The sequence below is a fragment of the Bradyrhizobium dasycarpum genome (genome assembly GCF_042019905.1).
GTDB classification, from domain to species: Bacteria; Pseudomonadota; Alphaproteobacteria; order Rhizobiales; family Xanthobacteraceae; genus Bradyrhizobium; species Bradyrhizobium japonicum_B.
On sequence record NZ_CP169574.1, the window covers coordinates 2520963 to 2540451 of the forward strand.

The window sequence follows — 19489 nt, forward strand, 5'->3', positions numbered from 1 at the left end:
GACGGCGTCCGCACGCTCACTTGGTCGCCGTGACGATCACCTTGCCGGTGACCGTCTCGGGCTCGCCCTGCACCTTGGCCGACAGCGTGACCTGGTAACGGCCGGCCATCGGCAGGTCGGTCTTGAACGCGTAGACACCCGGCTCCTTCGAGGGCAGCGGCGCGACATCGGAGACCATCTCCGCCATCCCGTCCGGAGCCATGTCGACGCGGGTCTTGAAGATGACGGCGTCCGCCACGGGCTTGCCGGTCTGCTTGTTGGTCAGGCGAACCGAGAGCGTGACGTCGTCGCCCTTCTTCATCTGCGCGTTGACGGGCTCGAAGGCATAGTCGCCGGCGCCCGCCATGGCGGCGGAAGCGGCAAGCGAAAGGGTGGCGGCGAGCGCCGCCGTGCTGAATTTGGCAAGCATTGTCCTGTCCTCATGATCTGATCTTTCGCCGTGGCGCAGGAAGCGCGCACGTCAATCGTCGACGCGTGCAGGCAATGCCGCTCGCGTCCTTGGGCTTGGCGAGATCAGATTCGAGGAGGCCGGAAGGGGAGGACTGCCGCCGCGGACGGAGACGACCTGATCCTCAGGGATGGCGATCGTGCTCGCCGCAACGGCGAAATACGCGAAGGCGACCGGCCTGACGTCATCGAGCGCAACCAGCCCGCCGACGCAGCAGAAGCCCATCCCGCATTTGTAGCCGACGGTCTGGGCAGGCGTTCCCGTCATGTCGGGGCAGCAATCGTCCATCGCCATCTCGGCGTCGTCGCCCATCGGCATGGCCATCTGCATATCCGACGACATGGCAGGAGACGTGGCAAGGCCGGATGCGGACGCGCCAGCCGGCAGCATCGCCAGGGATATGGCGATCGCGAATGCCAGGATGGTACGGACGAACCGCATCGATGTTCGACTTGCCTTTCGGGGCTGCAACGCCCTCTTTTCTAACATATCCCGAAGCCGGTGGCGCTTGTTGATCCGGATCAAGCATTCGTGACCAGGGGCCGGCTGTCCGGTTCGGCAAGGGGCTTCCGCGGTGCTGCAGCCGCTAATGCGCTCCGCAGCGGCAGCGCTCGTAGTCGGCGGGATCGTGGCTGTTGACGATTGTCACGCGATCGCCGTGTTTTTGCTTCAGAGCGCGCAGCCGGGCCTGGTTGGCGATCCGCATGTTGCGGTCCATGTCGCCGCGGCGCTGGAAAAAACCGAGCATCAAGGGCACGCGCGGTGATGCGTCGAGCTGAGCGTGGTGAAAATAGCTGTCGCCGGCATGCAGCAGCCATCTGTCGCCTGAGCGCACTGCGATGCCGCAATGCCCGAGCGTATGGCCGGCGAGCGGGATCATCAGGATGTCCGCCTCCTTGTCGCCGAGCGCGCGCACGCCCTTGAAGCCGAACCACTCCTCGCCGGCTTCGCCATAGAATGTCCAGCGCGGTCCGTGGCCCCATTGCCCCGCGACATAGCGCCCCTCGGGCGGTTCAGGTTTGCGCAGCACCGCCATGTCGTATTCGGCGCGATGGACGTGGATCGCGGCGTGGGGAAAGTCGGGCACCCCGCCGGCGTGATCGCGGTCGAGATGCGTCAGCAGCACGTGGCGCACGTCCTTCGGTGAAAAGCCGAGCAACTTAACCTGCTCGGCCGCCGTCTCCGCCGGATCGAGCCTTGGCGCGGTCTGCCGCACCCACCGCCGTCCCAGCCGCGCGGGCGCCGCGATGTCATCGAGGCCGATACCGGTGTCGACCAGGGCGAGGCCGTCATTCGTCTCCATCAGCAGGCAGTGGCAGACCAGGCGGGCGCGCTGGAACAAGCCGCCGCTGCCGTTCACCAGGCGGCGGCCGATCGGGCACATCGTGCCGGTGTTGAGATGATGGATCTTCATCGCGTGTTCCCGCCGGTTGTGAGCAGGAGGTTCTTGTCATCGTTCAATCCATAGGTAAAATATTAGATATTGATATTATCTCTAGGCTGATCCTATGGATATTCGCGAGCTCCGCTACTTCGCCGCCGTCTACCGCGAACGCAATCTGACCGCCGCCGCGCGGGTCTGCTTCGTGTCGCAGCCCTCGATCTCGACCGCGATCACCAATCTGGAAGCCGAGCTCGGCACCACGCTGTTCATCCGGCACAAGCAGGGCGTGGCGCCGACCGCCTCGGCCGAGCAGTTTCACACGCTGGCCCGCCGCATCATCGACGAGACCGACGCGGCGCGCGGCCTGTTCAGGAAGCCGAGCACGAAGACCAATGTCACGCTGGGCCTGATGCGCACGCTCGACGTGCCCCGGACCATCGCGCTCCTGAAGCCACTGACGGCGCGCAGCGACGTTTCGCTCCGGCTCGTCGGCAGCGACGAGCGCGCCGATGCGAGGATCATCTCCAAGAGCATGCTGCGCCAGGACGAGCATTTCGTCGCGCTGTGGAGCGAGCGTTACGTCGCCGCGCTGCCGCCGTCGCATCCGCTGACGCTGAAGGACAGGCTTCGCACCGCCGATCTCGCCGGCGTACCGCTGATCGACCGCTGCCATTGCGAGCAAAGCGCGTTCTTCGGCCGCACGGCGCAGCGGCGCCAGACCGCGGCAATCGCGCAGTCGGAGGAGTGGGCCATCGCGCTGGTCGCAGCCGGCATCGGCGTCGCCATCGTCCCGGAAGGCGTAGCGCGCGGCAATCCCGACATCGCCGTGCGCGAGATCGAGGCCAAGATCAAGCGCGAGGTGGGCCTCGCCTACCGCGCTTCGGTGCCGTTGGCGGATGCGCTGAAGGAGTTCGTCGGGAAGCTACAGAAGCAGAGGCCGGCCCGGACCGCGCGCCGGGGTTAGCGGCTGGACTATCCCAGCAGGCCCTTCAAGCCGGCATAGATGGAGCCGACGGCGGTCGCGGCGACGCCGGCCAGCGGGCCGATGGTCTGCATCAGGTCCTGGATCAGGCGGGCGCGTCGGCGCAGTTGCTCCTCGCCGACGTGCTGCCCGAGCAGGCGCGCCACGCGGAAGGCGAACGCGTTCGGCTTGCCGCCCTGGGTCAGCACGCGCGGCAGCACCTGGAAGATCACGACGCTGAGGATGTTTCCGGAGACGAAGGCGAGCAGGATGCTGGCGCCATATTCGAACACTTCGCGCCATTCGATCCAGGCTTCCGGCAGGATCGGGACGTGATCGTGAATTCCCGTGACCGTCAGCATCGACAGGACGCTGACGGCTGCTGCCAGGAACGCCAGCACCAGGGCCGTCAAGGTCGAAACCCGGTGCAGCGGGTAGGCCACGAATCCGAACAGCAGCGGTATGACGATCGAGGCGATCCGAAGCGGGATCGGCGACACGTTGAAGGTGATGGTCACGAGCACATGCGCGATCACCAGAAGAAGGGACGGTATCGCGACGTAGAGAACCGCATGCGTCGTGAAATAGCGCAGCGGGTTCTTGTACCGTTCGAGCCGGACATTGACGCGGTCGAGATCGCGCCTGAGCCTGTCCAGATCGGCGACGATCTCTTCGATCTCGAGCAGGGTCGGCCGCACCACGCGCAGGTCGCGCGAGCAGTGCTTGCACGCAATGGCCTCGTCCTTGATCGTCTCGGCGCAGAACGGACATTCCATCGCTAACGCGAATGCCTCCGCCTCATGAAGGCCTCGGCCTCGTCTCTGGCCCGTTTCAGCTCGTCGCGCAGCTCCTGGCGCTTGCGCAGGAGATCGTCACGCTCCGCCATCAGCGTCGCGGGAACGGCGATGTCGCGCCCGCAGTCGCCGCAAACCAGAGCACCCTCCGCAGTTTCGGCGCAGCAATAAGGGCAGCTCACTTGGGTGCGACCTTCAGCGTGAAGACGGTCGTGCCCGAACGGCCGTCGCTGTCCTTGATGTCGACCCGCATGGTGTATTCGCCGGGGGGCAGCTCCGCGTCCTGCATGTTGATGCCGTCCGCCTTCACGAACGGCTTGACGCGCGGGGTGAGGTCCACGTTCGGCGTCCGGAGGAAGATCATCTTGACCGACTCCGGATCGATCTTTGCCCCGCCGAACGACTCGAACTTCAACACCAGCGGCATCGGTGAGCTGACGGAACCGCCGGGCGAGATGAATTCGACCTTCGGACCGCGCAGGATGCCACGACGGTCGGCTGCGACCGCTCCCTTCGGCGGCGGCAGCTTGGCTTCCTCCTCAGTGATCAATTGCGTGGCGCGCGCAGGTGTCGAAAGCAACAAAGCTGCCGCCATTACCCCCAACAAGACATTCCGCTTCATGGTCCGTTCACCCCTTCCCTCACCTTGCCGTCACCGCACGCCGCCATCGCCGATGATCGTGTACGGCGCCCAGAACAGCGGATGCGCATAGGCAAACTCGGTCTTGCCGTCGCTGCCGAGATAGCCGGGGCCATCGACGAGGGCCATCGCCGCCTGGCGCAGCGCCTCGCTGCGCGACAGCTTGGGATCGTCGGCCTGCCGCTTGAACAGATCTGTCACCAATTGCCGCGCCGATTGCGAATGCACCGACCAGTTCGTCACCAGCAGCGCACGCGTTCCGGCGTAGAAGAACGCGCGCCCGAGTCCGGACGCCGCCTCGGCTCCCGCGCCAGCGCCCGCGCCGGTGTTGCAGGCCGACAGGATCACCCAATCCGCATCGAGCTTGAGGCCGAGGATTTCCTCCATGGTCAGAAGGCCATCGCCGCCCTCGCCCGTCACCGCCGGCGAGGACAAGGCGAGCGCCGGCTGCGCCAGCCCGTTCAGCTCGCCGGGGACGAGACCGTGGGTAGCAAAGGCCAGGATCCTGAAGCCGGAGAGATTCATGGTCTTCACCGTGCTCTCGGTGGCGTCCTTGCCGAGGAACAGCACCTTCGAGGGATCGGCCTGCAGCGCCAGCGCGATCGATTTCAGCTCGTCCGCGGTATCGGGAAGCCGGGGCAGCAAACCGAGCTCGGCGCTGTCGACGCCGTCCAGCTTCGGACTGTTGCGCCGCTTCAGCGGGCCACCGCGCGTGACATTGCCGCCGGCATCGGCGACCTGGATCTTCTCCCCGGCGCCCTCCGCCTCGGCCTGCTGATCACTGTTGAAATAGGGATCGCCGAAGGCGATGAGGTCGCCGCGGCCGGGCTTGCCCGGCGGCAATTGCCGGAGCGTGCGCAACGCCGCCGCGGACGGCACCGTCGACACGGCATGGGTTCGCGCCAGCCACGGCACGTTGCGATAGCCGACGAAGAGCGGGTCCTCCTCGGCAGCCACCTGCGCCGGTGCCGTGGGCAACAAGGACAGCGGCAGCAGGCCGAGCGCGCCATTGGTGACGACGATAAGGTTCCTGGCCGGCTTCCAGCCGCTCTCAACCGGCTTGAGCAGCAGCCCGTAGAGCTCGTAGCCGAGCGCGAGGTCGAAGGGCGGAATGTCCGAGATCATCGCCGCCTGCGGCTCGAGGGCTTCGCGCAGCTTGCGGATCTTGCTCTCGATGTCACCGATCTTGGCGGGCACGGCGGCGAACGCCACCGGTCCCGACTTCGGCACCGCCCAGACGAAGCTGCCATTCTGGCCGAAATAGAACGACAGCATCGCCTCGTCATCGGCCAGCGTCGCGCGGATCTCGGCGACGCTCGGCGGCTTGGGCGAGACGAGATCGGCATAAATCGGGAACTTCTGCTTGATCTCCAGGCGCGCCTTGTCGCGCTGCCCGCGCAACGCCGCGATCGAGGCCTGGATCTGCCCAACGCCCTTCTCGTCCCGTTCTGCCGAAGGGAGGGCCAGCACATTGTTGAGCGTGCCGAGCTGGGCGTTGACCTGCTTGGTCAGATCCTGCTCCTTGCGCACGAGGTCGGCGAGCGCGGGATCCTTGGCCGCCGCGCGCGCACTCGAGGCTGCCAGCGCCTGCTGGACCGAACGGCCGCGGATCGCGTCGGCGAGGCTGAACGTCTCCTCGCCGACATCCTTGCCGGTCCCTTCGGCCCTCGCGAGCAGCATCAAATAGCTCTCGACGATGGTCTGCAGCCGCTGGCTGCGCGCGGCGACCACCGTGGTGTTCTCGTCGTCAGCGTTTTCGTTGGCGCTCGCCATCATGACCGGGATGGCGGCCTTGAACTCGCGGATGGCTTCGGCGTCGCGGCGGGCGCGCATCAGTCCGACCGCCAACGTGCCGCGCGCCGAGGCGGTGTCGAAATGATTCTCTCCGGCCCGGGCGATCTGCTTCTTCACGAGCTGCTCGGCGGCGGCAATGCCGGCGTCCAACTGCCCGGAACCATAGAGCGACAGGATCCGAGACGGATTGAGCTCGAACACCAGGCGGCGCTGCGGATCCCAGCCGGCGACCGCTTTGTCGATCCGGGCAAACATCTCGCTCGCTTCGGCGTTCTGGCGCCGAAGCGTCAGAATGCCGGCGAGCTGCGATAGCAATTGCACCGTCGCCTGCGAGTCCTCCGGCACGCCCACGGTCTTGTTGATCTCGAGCGCGACGCGGCCGAGCTTCTCGGCCTCTTCGTAGCGGCCCTGGTCGACCAGAATGCCCGCCAGCCCCATCACGAAGCGCGGCGTGACCGAGTTGTACTTGCCGGTATCCTTCAGTCGCGACAGCAGCGCGCGGCGCGCGTCCACCTCGGCCTCGGCGAGCCTGCCCTGCTTTGCCTTCATACGCGCCTGACTCAGCACGGTGCCATCGATCGCCTGCAGCAGAATGGTCTCCGCCGGCGCATTATCGGAGGCCATGATGACCTTGGTGCTGGCACGCTTGCGCAGCTCCGCATTGCGATAGGCGGCCTCGGCGTCAGCGAATTGTCCGCGCGCCTCGAAGATCACGGCGCGCGTGAGCTCCAGCTCGCCCTCCCAGCTCTGGCCGAATTTCGAATAGACCGCTCGCCAATTGGGATGACCGCTGGTGCGGGCCTCCTGGATCGCGGTCTGGCTGCGGCGAAGATAGGCCTCGGCCTGCGAGAGATCGCCCATCTGGACGAGAACAGCAGCAATCCCGCGGTTCGTCACGAACTGCATTCCCTTGGCACCCGGCATGCTGGCCGATTCGCGCAAGAGCCTTTGCATGATCTCGAGCGCCCGCTTCGGATCGCCGGCAAGCGAATGCTGCAGGGACTGGAGCTGCAACATCCGCCCCAGCAAGTGCGGGCCGACCGCGCCCCGCCCGACTTCCACGGCCTTGTCGGCATCAGCCATCGCCTCGGCGAGCCGGCCGAGCTGCGCGCGCGCGTTGGCGCGATCGAAGTACAGCTGAGCGAGGTCCTGACGGGATTCCTTGCCGGTGGGTATGGCATCGGCCTCCGACTTCAATTCGGCGATCATCTTCTCGTCTGGCTTGTCGCCGTCGAGAATCGCCGTGATGTCGGCGATGCTGCGCGGCGGCGCGACGAAGTCCTTCGGAAGTGCAGTGCTGGCGTCAAGCTTGGGTGCCGCTTCCTTGGGAAGCTCGACCGCGACGTTGGCGCGGCCATTGGCGGCATTCAGCGCCGCCATCGCACAGGCCCTGACCTGAGGCGATGCCTTGGCGCGGCAGGCTTCGAGATTGGCGCCTCCGCCTGCGCGCATGCAGGCCTGCACGATCGGCTTGCCGACGCTCATGCGGCAATTCTCCAGCGCCGCCTCCTTGGTCAACGCGGCGGCGGAGCCGGCCGATCCGAGCAGAATGGCAAGTGCCAGCAGGTGGCGGGGGGAAACATCCAGACGGCTCTTGAAAGGACGCGCGGCGTCTAAGCTCATCTCGAAGGACCTTCGGGTAAAATGACTTTGAAGAAACGGGACAATCCTATCCGGCCGGCCGGGAAGGACAAGCACTATCAATGCGGTTCCCGAACGCGCTCAACAGGGCTTCAACAGCCCCGGTATGCCGCATCGCACGATCGCCGCGTCGACGGGCGGCCGGCCCGCGCGCTCAGCCCTTGGAGACGACCGCGCGGCCGTAGGGCGGTTGCGCCTGGACCGGCGGGTTGGCGGTCTGGGCGGCGAGCTCGCCGATCAGGCGGTCGGCATCGGCGGCCATGCCGTCGGGGGCCTGGATCACCAGGCGCTCCAGCGCCCAGCGGTAGGACGAGACACGCTGCTCCAGGCATTGCTGCACCCACTGCACGATCAGCGAGTTCTCCTGCATGCGCGCGACCGCATCGTCCCTCTCCCGCGGCGAAAGCGCGGAGACACGGGCCATGCTGGCATCGCGTTTCCTGTCGAGGTCGATGACGCGGATCGCGGAGGCGAAGAACGGCTCGAAGCGGGTGATGTCGTTGCGCACGTCCTCGATCAGCAGCGCGTAGCGCGAGGAGTGCGAGCGGTGCGGCTCGTCGATCAGCGTGCGTCCGTACATGGTGCGGTCGAACACGACCTTCTGCCGCCAGGGCGAGGGCAACGCCTTGTAGTCGCCGAACACGCTCTTCCATGCCGGGCGCGACAGCGGCGGCTCGATCATGGGATAGGCGAGGTCGCGCAGCTGGCGCTCCTCGTCGGTGAGCTGGAATTGCGAAGGCTTCAGGCCGACGCTGGACGTGACCTCCGCGCCCAGCCAGCGATGCATGTCGTCGCTGCGCATGCTCTCGCGGGTGCGGCCGAAATCGCCGCCGCTGCAGGCGCCGAGCGTGGCGGCAAGCAGTGCGAGCAGGACGGCCGATCTGACCGGCCGGATCTGGCGGATGGTGTCCGGCATTGCCTGAAGCCGGATGTCAGCGACGGCGACGACGACGCCCCGGCGCTGTGCCCTGCTCTGGGCCGCGGTCGCCGCTGGTTTCATCCGCCTCGCGCTCGATCCGGATGGCGGGAAGGATCAGGATCGTTCCCATGTCCGCGCGCGGAGCGACATCGCCCGACGAGCCCACCCGGCGACCGGCCGGAAATTCAATGATGGTCCCCATGTCAGCTCTCTTCAATTGCCGCGCGACCGAACGCGCCCGTGCAACATGCAATTCATTAAGATCAGCTCATGGTTAACGGGGTGTAAACGCGGCCGTCCGACCGTAGCCGCACGGGCCGGGCGCTGTGTCCCGTTCGGGCACGAGATCGCTCCGAAGCGAGCGGCTTCCTTCACGCCTCGTTTTCCTTAACGAGCCTTTAAAGGAGCCTGCGCTAGGCTGGCGACCAGTATATTTTCCAGGTCGCGTATCTCTCCATGACCAAGTCGCTGTTTCCCGGATTCGACGGGCTGATGTCCCTCTCCCGCCGCGAAGGCGTCGATGTTCGGCCGACGCTGCTGCGCGTGCTGACCGACCTCTATGTCCAGACCCGCGTCCACAGCGAGGACGAGCAGCGTCAATTTACCGAGCTTGCGACGCGGCTGATCGACCAGGTCGACGATGCGACGCGCGCGGCCGTCAAGGCCAAGCTCGCGATCTATCCGCTGACGCCCGTGCCGGTGCTGCAGAAGCTCGGGCTGGTCGCGGCCCAGGAGGGTCGCAGGGTTCCGCTCGCCCGCGAGATCCCGGCGCCCGCGCCGCCTCCCACCCCAGCCCGCACGCCGAGCGACGCCGAACGGCGCATGGCCGCCAGCATGGCAATGCAGCCGAAGGACGCTGCCGAGATCCACGACATGTTCTTCGGCGCCGGCCCATCCGAGCGCGCGCTGATCCTGCACAATCTGGAGCAGACCCCGCTGAAGGCCGCACTGCGGATCCCGACCGTGCGTGCCAAGCGCGCGATTCAGATCCTGGAGATGGCGGCCATCGCGGGCGACGTCGAGAGCTTCGCCCTGGAGCTCGGCGACAGCCTGATCCTGCCCTCGCGCGTCGCAGCCCAGATCGTCGACGATGCCGGCGGCGAAGCCCTCGCGGTCGCGGCGCGCGCGCTCGACATGCCGAGCCCGAACTTCCAGCGCATCCTGCTGTTCTTCAAGCCGGAGATCGGCAATTCCGTGAATGAGGTATACCGGCTGGCGCGGCTCTACGACCGCCTCAGCGACCGCTCGGCGCTGGTGATGCTGGCGGCCTGGCGCGGCTCCACGCTCGCCGTCACCCGCGCCAAGTACCAGCCGTCACTGCACGACGGCGAACGCCAGCGCGCCCGCGCCGGCGCGAGCCAGACGCGGCCGGGCGTGCAGCCGGGTGCGATGCCGGCGGTGCGGAAGGGCAGCGGCGGGTCGTCGGAGCGGTAGTCGCCTTCCCAGGCCGTGACGCGGGAGGGGTGCACTGCACACTCGAACTCGTCATTGCGAGGAGCTCTTGCGACGAAGCAATCCAGACTGCCGCCGCGGAAACATTTCTGGATTGCTTCGCTGCGCTCGCAATGACGGTGAGGCAGCAGTTACGTTTTCGCCAGCTCCAGAAAGTGCCGTCCGGCGCGATCCTCGGTCTCGACGATCCAGGCGTCCGGATCGAAGCGAATTTCCCTGGTCAGCCGCTCCTCGATGGTGTGCTCCGGCAGAGGTTGCGGCGCCACCGGCACGAAGAAGCGATCGACGGGGCGGCCGTCGTCGTAGGAGGTCTGCGGGGCCGGCACGTACAGCATCGCATGGCCATTGAGCAGCGACACCTTCACGAACACCGCTCCCGCCTCCTCGGCACCGCGCCGGCGTACCGCGCCGAACACGCCTTCGGTCTGGCACCGGCGCAGATAGGCGGCGACCCATATGTTGGATTTCAAACGCATGAGTCGAACGATAGGCCGGCGTGACGCGCGCCGCCAGTGTCAGCGTCCGATTGTCACGCCTTGCCGATGCCTTGCCCCTGCCCGCCATTGATCTGGCGCGCGACGAGATATGACAGCGGCATTGCAAGCGCAAAGCCGACGGCGACCGCGTAGGGGATGTTTCTGATGGAATCGGCGGCGAAGCTCGGCACCATCAGCACGACGATCAGGCTGACGCCCGCCAGCACCGTACCCAGCATGATCCAGACCAGAACGGAGACCTTGAACATGGCACCCTCTCTTCCTCGTTGAAGACGGGCGATCATGATCGCAAAGGCTGGCGGCTGTCATTGATCCCAAGCAAATCGCGCCGGCGGGACGCAGCCTCGTGGCGATGCCGCACGTTGATCGGCGTCAATGACAGCGGGAATGCGCTTATTCGACGGGATGGCCGATCGCGGCACCGAGCTCGCGCAGCAGCCGATCGGAGAGCTGGCCGGTGACCTGCATCTTGTGCTCGCGCTCGAACTTCTGGATCGCGGACTGGGTCTCGCCGTTCATCGTGCCCGTGATCTTCAGATTGCCGTAGCCGTATTCGGACAGCGCGCGCTGCACCCCGGCGACACGCCGTGCCGCCGGGCTCTGCGGCGCGGGAATCGGGGCCGGCGGGCGCATGGCGGACGGCGGGGTCGAGGTCGTCTGCTTGACCAGGTTGGTCATGGGATCGTTCGCGCGCGTCGATGCGGTCGCCTCGACGGGCCTCTCCGGCGCCTTCTCGGCGGCGCGCTCGGCAGGCTTGGGCTCGGCAGGCTTGGGCTCGGCGCGGAACTCGGTCGCGCGCGGCTCGAGCGGCGAGCTATCGGCGCCGACGGGGCGCGGACGCGGCAGGGGATTCGACAGCTGCATCGATGACGGCGCGGGCAGATTGATCACGGTACCGAACATCGGCGCCGGGTGCCGACCGGTCTGCAGGAACAGCGCATTGGCAACGATCGCGCCGACCGCGGCGACGGCGACGAGACCGGCCAGCGTGTCCTTGGGGCTGTGCAGCAGCACGCGCATCACGAGGTTGCGCTCGGTCTCGACATCGACCGTCGCGGCCTTGGCACCGCGGCGGCGCGGAGCGGCTTCGTCCTTGGCAGACTTCTTAGGCACTTTTCTTCACCAGAGCGGGTTGGTCCTGAGACTGGTCGTGAGCTTGGTCTTGACGCTCCTGACCTTGAAGTTCCTGGCGCAGCACCGGCGTCAGCGTCGCGATCTTGCTCTCGGCCGGCCTAACTTGCGGCGGCGTGTAGACGAGCGGCAGCCTGACGGTGACGGCGGTGCCCTCTCCCAACCTGCTTTGTACCGTCAATTCGCCGAGATGCAACGCCACGAGGCTCTTCACGATCGAAAGTCCAAGACCGGTGCCTTCGTGACGGCGCTGATAGGTCTTGCCCGCCTGGAAGAACGGCGCGCCGATGCGCTGGAGATCGTCGGGCGCGATGCCGACGCCGGTGTCGCTGACGCGCAGCATCAGCTGCGAGCCGGTCACCGCGGCGGAGACGGAAACCTGACCGCCGCGCTCGGTGAACTTGATGGCGTTGGCAACGAGATTGAGCACGATCTGCTTGAAGGCCCTGGGATCGCCGGTCATGACAGGCAGGTCGTGCGGCGCGTCGGTAATGAGGTCGATGCCGTTTTCCCGCGCCTTCAGCGCCAACAGATTGCAGCAATGCAAGAGCGAGGCGCGCGGCGCGAACGGCTCGGACGCGATCTCGAAATTGCCCGATTCCATCTTCGACATGTCCAGGATGCCGTTGACGACCGACAAGAGATGCTGGCCGGAATCGTTGATGAGCTGGGCATATTCCCGGCGCTGGGCCGCGCCCAGCATCAGGGTCTGCTCCTGCGCGATCATCTCCGAGAATCCGATGATGGCGTTCAGCGGCGTCCGCAGCTCGTGACTCATGGTGGCGAGGAAGCGCGTCTTGGCGGCATCAGCCGTTTCGGCGGCGCTGCGCGCCTGCTCGAGCGCCTGCTCGGACAGCTTGTGGTCGGTGACGTCGCGCATCACCGCGACGACCTCGGCCTCACGCGTGACGTCCCTATCCGAATTGTGGCCCATATCCTGGTCGAGCGGGCGGCAGCGCATCTGGACCCAGAGAAAATCGATCTGACCGCGCTCCGAACCATCAGCCTCGCGCCGCAGCCGGAACTCGACGCTGCGCACCTCGCCGCGCGCGGCATCGGACAACGCGGTGAGATAGGCCGGGCGATCGGCGACATGGACGCGGTCGAACAGGCCGTGACCGAGCAATTGCGCCACCGGCAGGCCGAGCATGGCCTCCGCCGCCGGCGAGATGAACTGCACCGCGCCGTTGCGCTGATGCCGCGAGATCACATCGCTCATGTTGCGGGCGAGCAGGCGATAGCGCTCCTCTTCGCGCGAGAGCAGCGCCACGCTGGTGCGTGCCAGCGATTCCGCGCCGAAGGCAAGGCCCGCGGCATAGAGCGTCGCCGAGACGACGCCGCAGGCCATCAGCACGCCGCGTTCCGCGGCGCTGATGTCTGCGGACGGCAGCCAGCCGAGCTGACCGAGCAGGATCAGGAGGCCCGCACAGGACAGCGCGAGCAATGAGGCGAAGGCGGCGACACGGCGCGAGGCCGACAGCGCGGCTTCGAGCGGAACCACGACCAGCCAGACCGCGGCGAACGATTCGATACCGCCCGTGCTGCCCGCGACCGCCATGATCAGGCCGGCGAGCGCCAGCGACGACAGCACATGCGCGCCTTCATAGCGTCCGGTGCGCGACAGGAACCAGGACAACAAAATCGGCGCGATCAGCCATGCGAAAGCGGCGACCTCGACCGCGCTCGGCGCGCCCCGCATGGCGAGATAGACCGGGAATGCGGCGAAGGCGCCCAGGCTGCCGAGCAGCCGCGGCGCCATGAAGGCACGATGGCGCGCACGCATCAGCGCATCGGAACGCGCGGAGGGATGCAGCAGTGCATCGAGACAATCGCGGATGATACTCAAAACTGTCACGGGTCTCGCGCTTCGGCTCAATCGTCGTAGAAGACGCGCCGGAACGCCTCCTTGTCGTTGAGCCACCGTGTCAGAGCGACCTTAAACGAGTGCTAAGGCGGCGGGACGCGCGACCGGACGCCGGAACATCGCGGGGCTTTTTAGACGATTTGACGACGTCTTCGCTGCGGATGGTGAACACAGGGTTTCATCTTCCCGCTGATGGTTTCGAATTGGTGGATATGCCTGCCGGCAGAATCACGGGCCGCGGCGTCAATCGAAAATTTACGACGCCGTCGATCCCGAAGAATTTTGCGCCAATTTTCCCCGAATTAAGCTCAAGGCAATGACTTGCGATTTATCGAGAGTTGCTAGGTCGGAACGCGCGCGGACCATCGCCGCGGACGGGATCTACCATACAGGTCGACAAGATGCGTTTTCTGCTCCGCATCACATTCTGGCTCGGGCTGGTGCTGGTGCTCCTGCCACGGGACAAGACGCCCGAATCGGACAAGCTGCCGCAGATCGGCGCTGCCGACGCGGTTCAGGCTGCGACCGCGGCCGTCTCCGACATGACCCAGTTCTGCAAGCGCCAGCCGGCGGCCTGCGAGGTCGGCGGCCAGGCCGCGACCATCATCGGCCAGCGCGCCCAGGACGGCGCGCGCAAGATCTACCAGATCATCAACGACAAGAAAGAGCAGATCGGCCACGACAAGAACGAGAAGATCGACAAGACCGACAAGAAGGCGCCCGACCATACCGGCTCTATCGCGATGGCCGGCGAAGGCGATGCCGTCTCGAGCGAAGCGCCGCGCGACACCCTGAGCCAGGACGACCTCGCGCTGGAATGGCGCGGCCCCCAGCCGGCGAATTAGCGCCAAACCCTATCGATTTCGGCGCCTCGCATCCCTATATTGGCAGGAAGCGGGAACATGGGCCAGCATGACGACGATCGACGAAATCAGGGACAATTTCGAGCTTCTGGACGAGTGGGACGACCGCTACCGGTACGTCATCGAGCTGGGACGGACCCTGGAACCGATGCCGGAGGCCGAGCACTCCGCCGAGAACAAGGTGAACGGCTGCGTTAGCCAGGTCTGGCTGCAGAAGCTGGTCGACCGCAGCCATGGCGCGCCGATCCTGAGGTATCGCGGCGACAGCGACGCGCATATCGTGCGCGGGCTGGTCGCGATCGTGCTCTCGCTCTATTCGGGCCGCACGCCGCAGCAGATTCTGGACACCGACGCCATCGCCGTGTTCGACGAGTTCGGCTTTCGCGATCATCTGACGCCGCAGCGCTCCAACGGCCTGCGCTCGATGGTCGAGCGCATCAAGACCGACGCGAGAGAAGCGCTCGCCGAAGCGACGTGAAGAAGCTTCGTAGGGTGGGTTCGGCAAAGCCGTAACCCACCGCTTCTCTATCCGCAGAAGCAGACGTGGTGGGTTACGCTGCGCTAATCCACCCTACGAGAGCAGTGAGCCGCGCTACTTCCCCTTCTTCCGCTGCTGCTGTCCCAGGCCCATCTGCTTGGCGAGCTGCGAGCGCGCCACCGCATAGTTCGGCGCGACCATGGGATAGTCGGCCGGCAGACCCCATTTCTCGCGGTATTGCTCCGGCGTCATGTTGTACTGGGTGCGCAGGTGGCGCTTCAGCGATTTGAAGCGCTTGCCGTCTTCCAGGCAGACCAGATAATCGGGCGCGACCGACTTCTTCAGCGAGACCGCCGGCTTGGCCGGTTCGAGTGGCGCGGTCTCGGTGCGGCCGGACGACACCCGCACCAGGGCGCCATGCACCTGGCTGATCAGGTTCGGAATCTCCGCAGCCGGCGTCGGATTGTTGCTGAGATAGGCCGACACGATGCTCGCCGTCAGCTCGATGAAATTCTTCGCCCCAGCGTCCGACATCGGCCCGCCTCTCTCCACCTTGCGCCTTACGGGATAGACGACGCCGGACCATTCCCTGTCAACAAGCCGTTCGACCGAAACAAGTCGACGACCGACAAGGCCACAACAATGGCGGCGCCCGCCTCTACGCGACCGCCTCAGCCGCGCTGGTCGAGATGGGAACGGAGCTCGTCGATGGAGGCAAAGCGCATCATGCCCTCCGGCATCTGCGCTTCGATCGAGCCGTCGGAATAGAGCGAATAGGCCATGCCGTCGACGATTCCGGACTTGAGCACGGTCACGGGCGGCTGCTCGGGCGCGGCGGCCGCCGGCTCAGGTGCGGGCGGCGGCGGGGAGCGGCTTCCGCGGAAGGCGGGCGCGGCGGCGGCCGGCGCGAGCCGGCCTGTGGCTCCGGCGGGCGCATGCGCTCCGGCCTCGGCCAGGCGTCGTCGAAGCTGGCCGGCGGAGCGTCCTGCGCCGCGGGCGCGGCGGGCGCTTCGTGAGGCGGCGGCGCGCCCTCGGTCGTCTTCGCCTCCGCGCGCTCGCGCTCCTTGCGCGAGGTCGAGGCGAACAACAGGTTGCGCCGGCGCGGCGCTTCCGGAGCCGCAGGCGGCGTCGGAGCTTCCGGCTCCGGCGGTGTCTCGGGACGCGGACGCTCGCGCGCGGCGGCTTCGCTCTGCCACGGCGGCGGGCCTGCGGGCGGTGTCGGCGGTGGTGCCGACTCGGTCCGTGCCGCCGAGGCAGCGATCGCCTCGGGCGCAACGGCGCCTGATGCGGCGAGGCCCGGCAGCACGGGCCTGACCCGCACCTCGGAGGGCGCACCGGCCAGCCGGCGAGCGATCCCCCGCAGCTCCGTGACCACGAGATAGAGGCCGGCCAGTAACAGTCCGGAGCAGACGGCGATCGTTCCCGCGATTATGAGGGGACTGCCGAGGCTGAACTCCCTGACGGAGAAGCCAAACAGGATCGAAAGGAGGCCCGCCACGACGGCGAAAATCCCCGCGATCAACAATGCCAAGGTCATCGAACTCACCCCCGGCCGCACACATCCACACGCGACCCGTCACGCCACGATATCGTCATACGCCGGTCCGCGCCAACGGCCAATTGTAGCCCGCGTTCCTAATGGGAAGGAAATCAGGGACTTATTCACATTCCCTTCAGACAGGGCTCGCTACTGCTGGACGGCTCTGAAATCGGGAATTGCTGCGGCGCATCAGGAATTTAGCCATAATGCCCAATTACTTGGTAATGGAACTGCGCTATAGGGAGACCGGGGTTGAGGCCCGCGCGCACCAGCAGGGCCAAGAGGGGATTCCGGGGCGCCGATAGCCATGACATCCATCACGACTTCGGCGATCGACACGCCTCAACGGCGCTCGGTCGAACGGACCTGCGACGATCTCGCCATGCTGGTGCTGGCCGTGGTCGCTGTCATTGCAGGCTTGACCTTCCGCGACTACGGCCTCGGCTGGGACGATTACACCCACGCTGAATATGCCGACCTGCTGCTGCGCATGTTCGGTTCCGGCTTCAAGGACAATGCGGCGCTCTCCTTCGCCAATCTCTACATGTATGGCGGCGGCTTCGACATGGTCGCGGCCCTCCTGCACAAGATCATTCCGCTCGAATTGTTCGAGACGCGACGCTTGGTCGGCGCCATCGTCGGCGTGATCGGGCTCGCGGTGACATGGCGGCTCGGCCGCCGCATCGGCGGCCCGCTCGCCGGGCTTGCCTCGCTCCTGCTGCTCGCTTTGTGCCCGATCTTCTACGGCCACATGTTCATGAACCCGAAGGACGCGCCCTTCGCGGTGGCCATGATCATCCTGATGCTGGGCCTTGTCCGGCTCGCCGACGAGTATCCGCAGCCCTCGCCGCGCACGATCCTGATCGTCGGGCTCGGCGCCGGTCTTGCGCTCGGCTGCCGCGTTCTCGGCGGGCTCGCCCTGGTCTACGCCATGCTCGGCTTCATCCCGCTGTTCCTGGAGGAACTGCGCAGCGAAGGCCTGCGCGAGTCGGCGCGCCGCTTCGCCCATGTCGTTTATGTGCTGCTGCCCGGCCTCGCGTTCGGCTATCTCTTGATGGGCCTGCTCTGGCCGTGGTCGATCATGGAACCCGGCAATCCCTTCCGGGCGCTGACCTACTTCTCGCACTTCTTCGAGAAGCCGTGGAAGGAGATGTTCGACGGCGCGATCGTGTCGGTGCCGGACATGCCGTGGTCCTATCTACCGACGCTGTTCGCGCTCCAGCTGCCCGAGGTGATGCTGGTGTTGATGGCCGGGGCGGTGTTCAGCACCTTCGCCATGCTGGCGCGAGGCGAAGTGCCGGCGCGGCGCAAGACCATCATGCTGATGCTGACGCTGGCTGCGACCCTGCCGCTTGCGATCGCGATGGTGAAGCGGCCGGCGCTGTACAACGGCATCCGCCATTTCGTGTTCGTGGTTCCGCCGATGGCGGTGCTCGGCGGCGTCGCTTTCGCACGGGCGATGGAGCGCCTGCGCGCCAATCACCGCACCTGGCAGCCGGTCGTGCTCGCCACCTTCTGCTTCGGCCTCGCGTTGCCGCTCGGCGAGATGATCCGGCTGCATCCCTATCAATACACGCACTTCAACCACATCGCCGGCACCGTGCGCGGCGCCGACAGCCGCTTCATGCTGGACTATTGGGGTCTCGCGCTGAAGCAGGCCTCCGACGGATTGCGCGAGCAGATGGTCGAGCGCCAGGAAGTGCCGCCTGCGAACCGCAAATGGAAGGTCGCGGTGTGCGGTCCGCAGCGCCCGGCGCAGGTCGCCCTCGGCCCCGACTTCACCATCGGCTGGGATTCCAGCGCGGCCGATTTCGCCATGACGCTCAGCGAGTTCTACTGCAAGGGCCTGACCGCGCCGGTGATGGTCGAGATCAAGCGCGACGACGTGGTGTTCGCCCGTGTCTACGACATCCGCGGCCGCAGCATCTCCAGCCTGCTGTCGATCCCGGCGCCGTAGTCATCTCCCCGTCGCACGGATGGAGCGAAGCGCAATCCGGGGACCTATCGTGTCGCGCGAGCGGCCCCGCATTCCGCGGAGCCTGTCATCGGGCGGCGCTTCGCGCCGACCCGTTGGCTCCATGCGGGCTACGCTGAACTGCCGCGCTTCCGACGCGCCTTGCTGCCGGTCTCTCCCGCGTCTACGCTCCCTCCCCGCAACAACGATGTTCGGAGAGATCAGCCATGTCGCCAGCGGAAGCGCGCCTGAAGGAAGTGCCGTCTGATATGACGGAGGCCGAGTGGCAGCAACGGGTCAATCTCGCCGCCTGCTATCGCCTGGTCGCGCTGTACGGCTGGGACGATCTGGTCGACACCCACATCTCCGCGCGCGTGCCCGGCCCCGAGCATCACTTCCTCATCAACCCCTACGGACTGATGTTCGAGGAGATCACGGCGTCGAGCCTCGTCAAGGTCGATCTGCACGGCAACCAGCTCTCCGAGAGCGAATACAGCATCAACCCGGCGGGCTTCACCATTCATTCGGCGATCCACGAGGTCCGCGAGGACGCGATCTGCGTGCTGCATCTCCACACGCTCGACGGCACCGCGGTGTCGAGCAGCGCAGAAGGCCTGTTGCCGCTGAACCAGACCGCTCAGCTCGTCACCCACGACCTCGCCTATCACGACTACGAAGGCATCGCACTGGACCACGACGAGCGGCCGCGGCTGCAGAAGGATCTCGGCGACCACAATCACATGCTGCTGCGCAATCACGGCACCCTGACGGTCGGCCGCTCGGTCGCCTCCGCCTTCGAGCGCATGTACCACCTCGAGCGCGCCTGCTCGATGCAGGTGCGCACCCGCGCGCTCGGCACCCCCGTCTATCCGGTCGAGGAGATTGCGATCGAGAAGAACACCGAGCTGCTCGCCAACCGCGACCGCGCCGAGCTGCGCGCCACCAACCTGGTGTGGCCGCCGCTGCTGCGCAAGCTCGACCGCGAGCTGCCGGGCTACCGGTCTTGAGATTTTCACGAATTTGAGGTAGTCTTTTCGTCGAACTACCTCTGCACGTTCTGGAATGAAACGCCGCCCAATTCCGGGCGGCGTTTTTGTTTGGCACGCACTCCGCCGTCATTGCGAGGAGC

General features: G+C 66.4%; 18 protein-coding genes and 2 pseudogenes. 6 read left to right on the forward strand and 14 right to left on the reverse strand.

The window, feature by feature from the left end; translation table 11 throughout:
- Positions 1-16: 16 nt before the first annotated feature.
- The 3 genes and pseudogenes from ACETMP_RS12395 to ACETMP_RS12405 all read right to left on the reverse strand — a co-directional run bounded on the left by ACETMP_RS12395 (position 17) and on the right by ACETMP_RS12405 (position 1862).
- Positions 17-409 (reverse strand): FixH family protein, encoded by a 393-nt coding sequence (locus ACETMP_RS12395; RefSeq protein ID WP_028135402.1) that lies wholly within the window; start codon positions 407-409, stop codon positions 17-19.
- A 104-nt stretch (positions 410-513) separates the two neighbouring features.
- Positions 514-889, reverse strand: a pseudogene (locus tag ACETMP_RS12400) (hypothetical protein).
- A 145-nt stretch (positions 890-1034) separates the two neighbouring features.
- On the reverse strand, positions 1035-1862 hold the full coding sequence (locus ACETMP_RS12405; protein ID WP_375161147.1) for an MBL fold metallo-hydrolase: 828 nt from the start codon (positions 1860-1862) through the stop codon (positions 1035-1037).
- Between the two features lie 94 nt (positions 1863-1956).
- Here ACETMP_RS12405 and ACETMP_RS12410 point away from each other — a divergent pair, with 94 nt between their 5' ends.
- Positions 1957-2796, forward strand: coding sequence for a LysR family transcriptional regulator (locus ACETMP_RS12410; RefSeq protein ID WP_375161148.1), 840 nt, complete (start codon positions 1957-1959; stop codon positions 2794-2796).
- Positions 2797-2804: 8 nt separating this feature from the next.
- Here the strand turns inward: ACETMP_RS12410 and ACETMP_RS12415 are convergent, their stop codons facing one another.
- From ACETMP_RS12415 to ACETMP_RS12435, 5 genes are all read right to left on the reverse strand, one after another.
- Positions 2805-3569, reverse strand: coding sequence for a hypothetical protein (locus ACETMP_RS12415; protein WP_375161149.1), 765 nt, complete (start codon positions 3567-3569; stop codon positions 2805-2807).
- A 196-nt stretch (positions 3570-3765) separates the two neighbouring features.
- Positions 3766-4209, reverse strand: coding sequence for a hypothetical protein (locus tag ACETMP_RS12420; protein WP_375161150.1), 444 nt, complete (start codon positions 4207-4209; stop codon positions 3766-3768).
- Positions 4210-4239: 30 nt separating this feature from the next.
- Entirely contained in the window at positions 4240-7644 is a 3405-nt protein-coding gene (locus ACETMP_RS12425; protein WP_375161151.1) for a CHAT domain-containing protein, read from the reverse strand.
- Between the two features lie 172 nt (positions 7645-7816).
- Entirely contained in the window at positions 7817-8578 is a 762-nt protein-coding gene (locus ACETMP_RS12430; protein ID WP_375161152.1) for a hypothetical protein, read from the reverse strand.
- Positions 8579-8594: 16 nt separating this feature from the next.
- Positions 8595-8783 carry a hypothetical protein gene (locus tag ACETMP_RS12435; protein ID WP_028135396.1) on the reverse strand — a complete coding sequence of 63 codons (189 nt, stop codon included), beginning with the start codon at positions 8781-8783 and terminating at the stop codon, positions 8595-8597.
- A gap of 254 nt (positions 8784-9037) precedes the next feature.
- Here ACETMP_RS12435 and ACETMP_RS12440 point away from each other — a divergent pair, with 254 nt between their 5' ends.
- Positions 9038-10015, forward strand: a complete 978-nt coding sequence (locus ACETMP_RS12440; protein WP_375161153.1) for a DUF2336 domain-containing protein — start codon at positions 9038-9040, stop codon at positions 10013-10015.
- Between the two features lie 149 nt (positions 10016-10164).
- Here the strand turns inward: ACETMP_RS12440 and ACETMP_RS12445 are convergent, their stop codons facing one another.
- The 4 genes from ACETMP_RS12445 to ACETMP_RS12460 form a co-directional block, all read right to left on the reverse strand.
- Positions 10165-10509, reverse strand: coding sequence for a DUF1491 family protein (locus ACETMP_RS12445; protein ID WP_375161154.1), 345 nt, complete (start codon positions 10507-10509; stop codon positions 10165-10167).
- A 53-nt stretch (positions 10510-10562) separates the two neighbouring features.
- On the reverse strand, positions 10563-10778 hold the full coding sequence (locus ACETMP_RS12450; protein WP_257177517.1) for a hypothetical protein: 216 nt from the start codon (positions 10776-10778) through the stop codon (positions 10563-10565).
- A 145-nt stretch (positions 10779-10923) separates the two neighbouring features.
- Positions 10924-11643, reverse strand: coding sequence for a peptidoglycan-binding protein (locus tag ACETMP_RS12455; protein ID WP_375161155.1), 720 nt, complete (start codon positions 11641-11643; stop codon positions 10924-10926).
- Positions 11636-13516 carry a PAS domain-containing sensor histidine kinase gene (locus ACETMP_RS12460; protein WP_375161156.1) on the reverse strand — a complete coding sequence of 627 codons (1881 nt, stop codon included), beginning with the start codon at positions 13514-13516 and terminating at the stop codon, positions 11636-11638. The genes ACETMP_RS12455 and ACETMP_RS12460 overlap by 8 nt, the downstream gene beginning before the upstream one ends.
- 410 nt (positions 13517-13926) lie before the next feature.
- On the opposite strand from ACETMP_RS12460, the gene ACETMP_RS12465 reads away from it, so the two are divergent.
- Entirely contained in the window at positions 13927-14370 is a 444-nt protein-coding gene (locus tag ACETMP_RS12465) for a DUF5330 domain-containing protein (protein WP_375161157.1), read from the forward strand.
- 67 nt (positions 14371-14437) lie between these two features.
- Entirely contained in the window at positions 14438-14866 is a 429-nt protein-coding gene (locus ACETMP_RS12470) for a SufE family protein (RefSeq protein ID WP_028135389.1), read from the forward strand.
- 114 nt (positions 14867-14980) lie between these two features.
- Here the strand turns inward: ACETMP_RS12470 and ACETMP_RS12475 are convergent, their stop codons facing one another.
- A complete protein-coding gene (locus tag ACETMP_RS12475; protein ID WP_028135388.1) occupies positions 14981-15400 on the reverse strand; it encodes a MucR family transcriptional regulator in 420 nt (139 codons plus the stop codon).
- Between the two features lie 137 nt (positions 15401-15537).
- Positions 15538-16403, reverse strand: a pseudogene (locus tag ACETMP_RS12480) (DUF308 domain-containing protein).
- A 310-nt stretch (positions 16404-16713) separates the two neighbouring features.
- On the opposite strand from ACETMP_RS12480, the gene ACETMP_RS12485 reads away from it, so the two are divergent.
- Together ACETMP_RS12485 and ACETMP_RS12490 are read left to right on the forward strand one after the other, a co-directional pair.
- Positions 16714-18363, forward strand: coding sequence for a glycosyltransferase family 39 protein (locus ACETMP_RS12485; protein ID WP_375161158.1), 1650 nt, complete (start codon positions 16714-16716; stop codon positions 18361-18363).
- A gap of 224 nt (positions 18364-18587) precedes the next feature.
- Entirely contained in the window at positions 18588-19367 is a 780-nt protein-coding gene (locus ACETMP_RS12490) for a class II aldolase/adducin family protein (protein WP_375161159.1), read from the forward strand.
- Positions 19368-19489 lie beyond the last annotated feature (122 nt).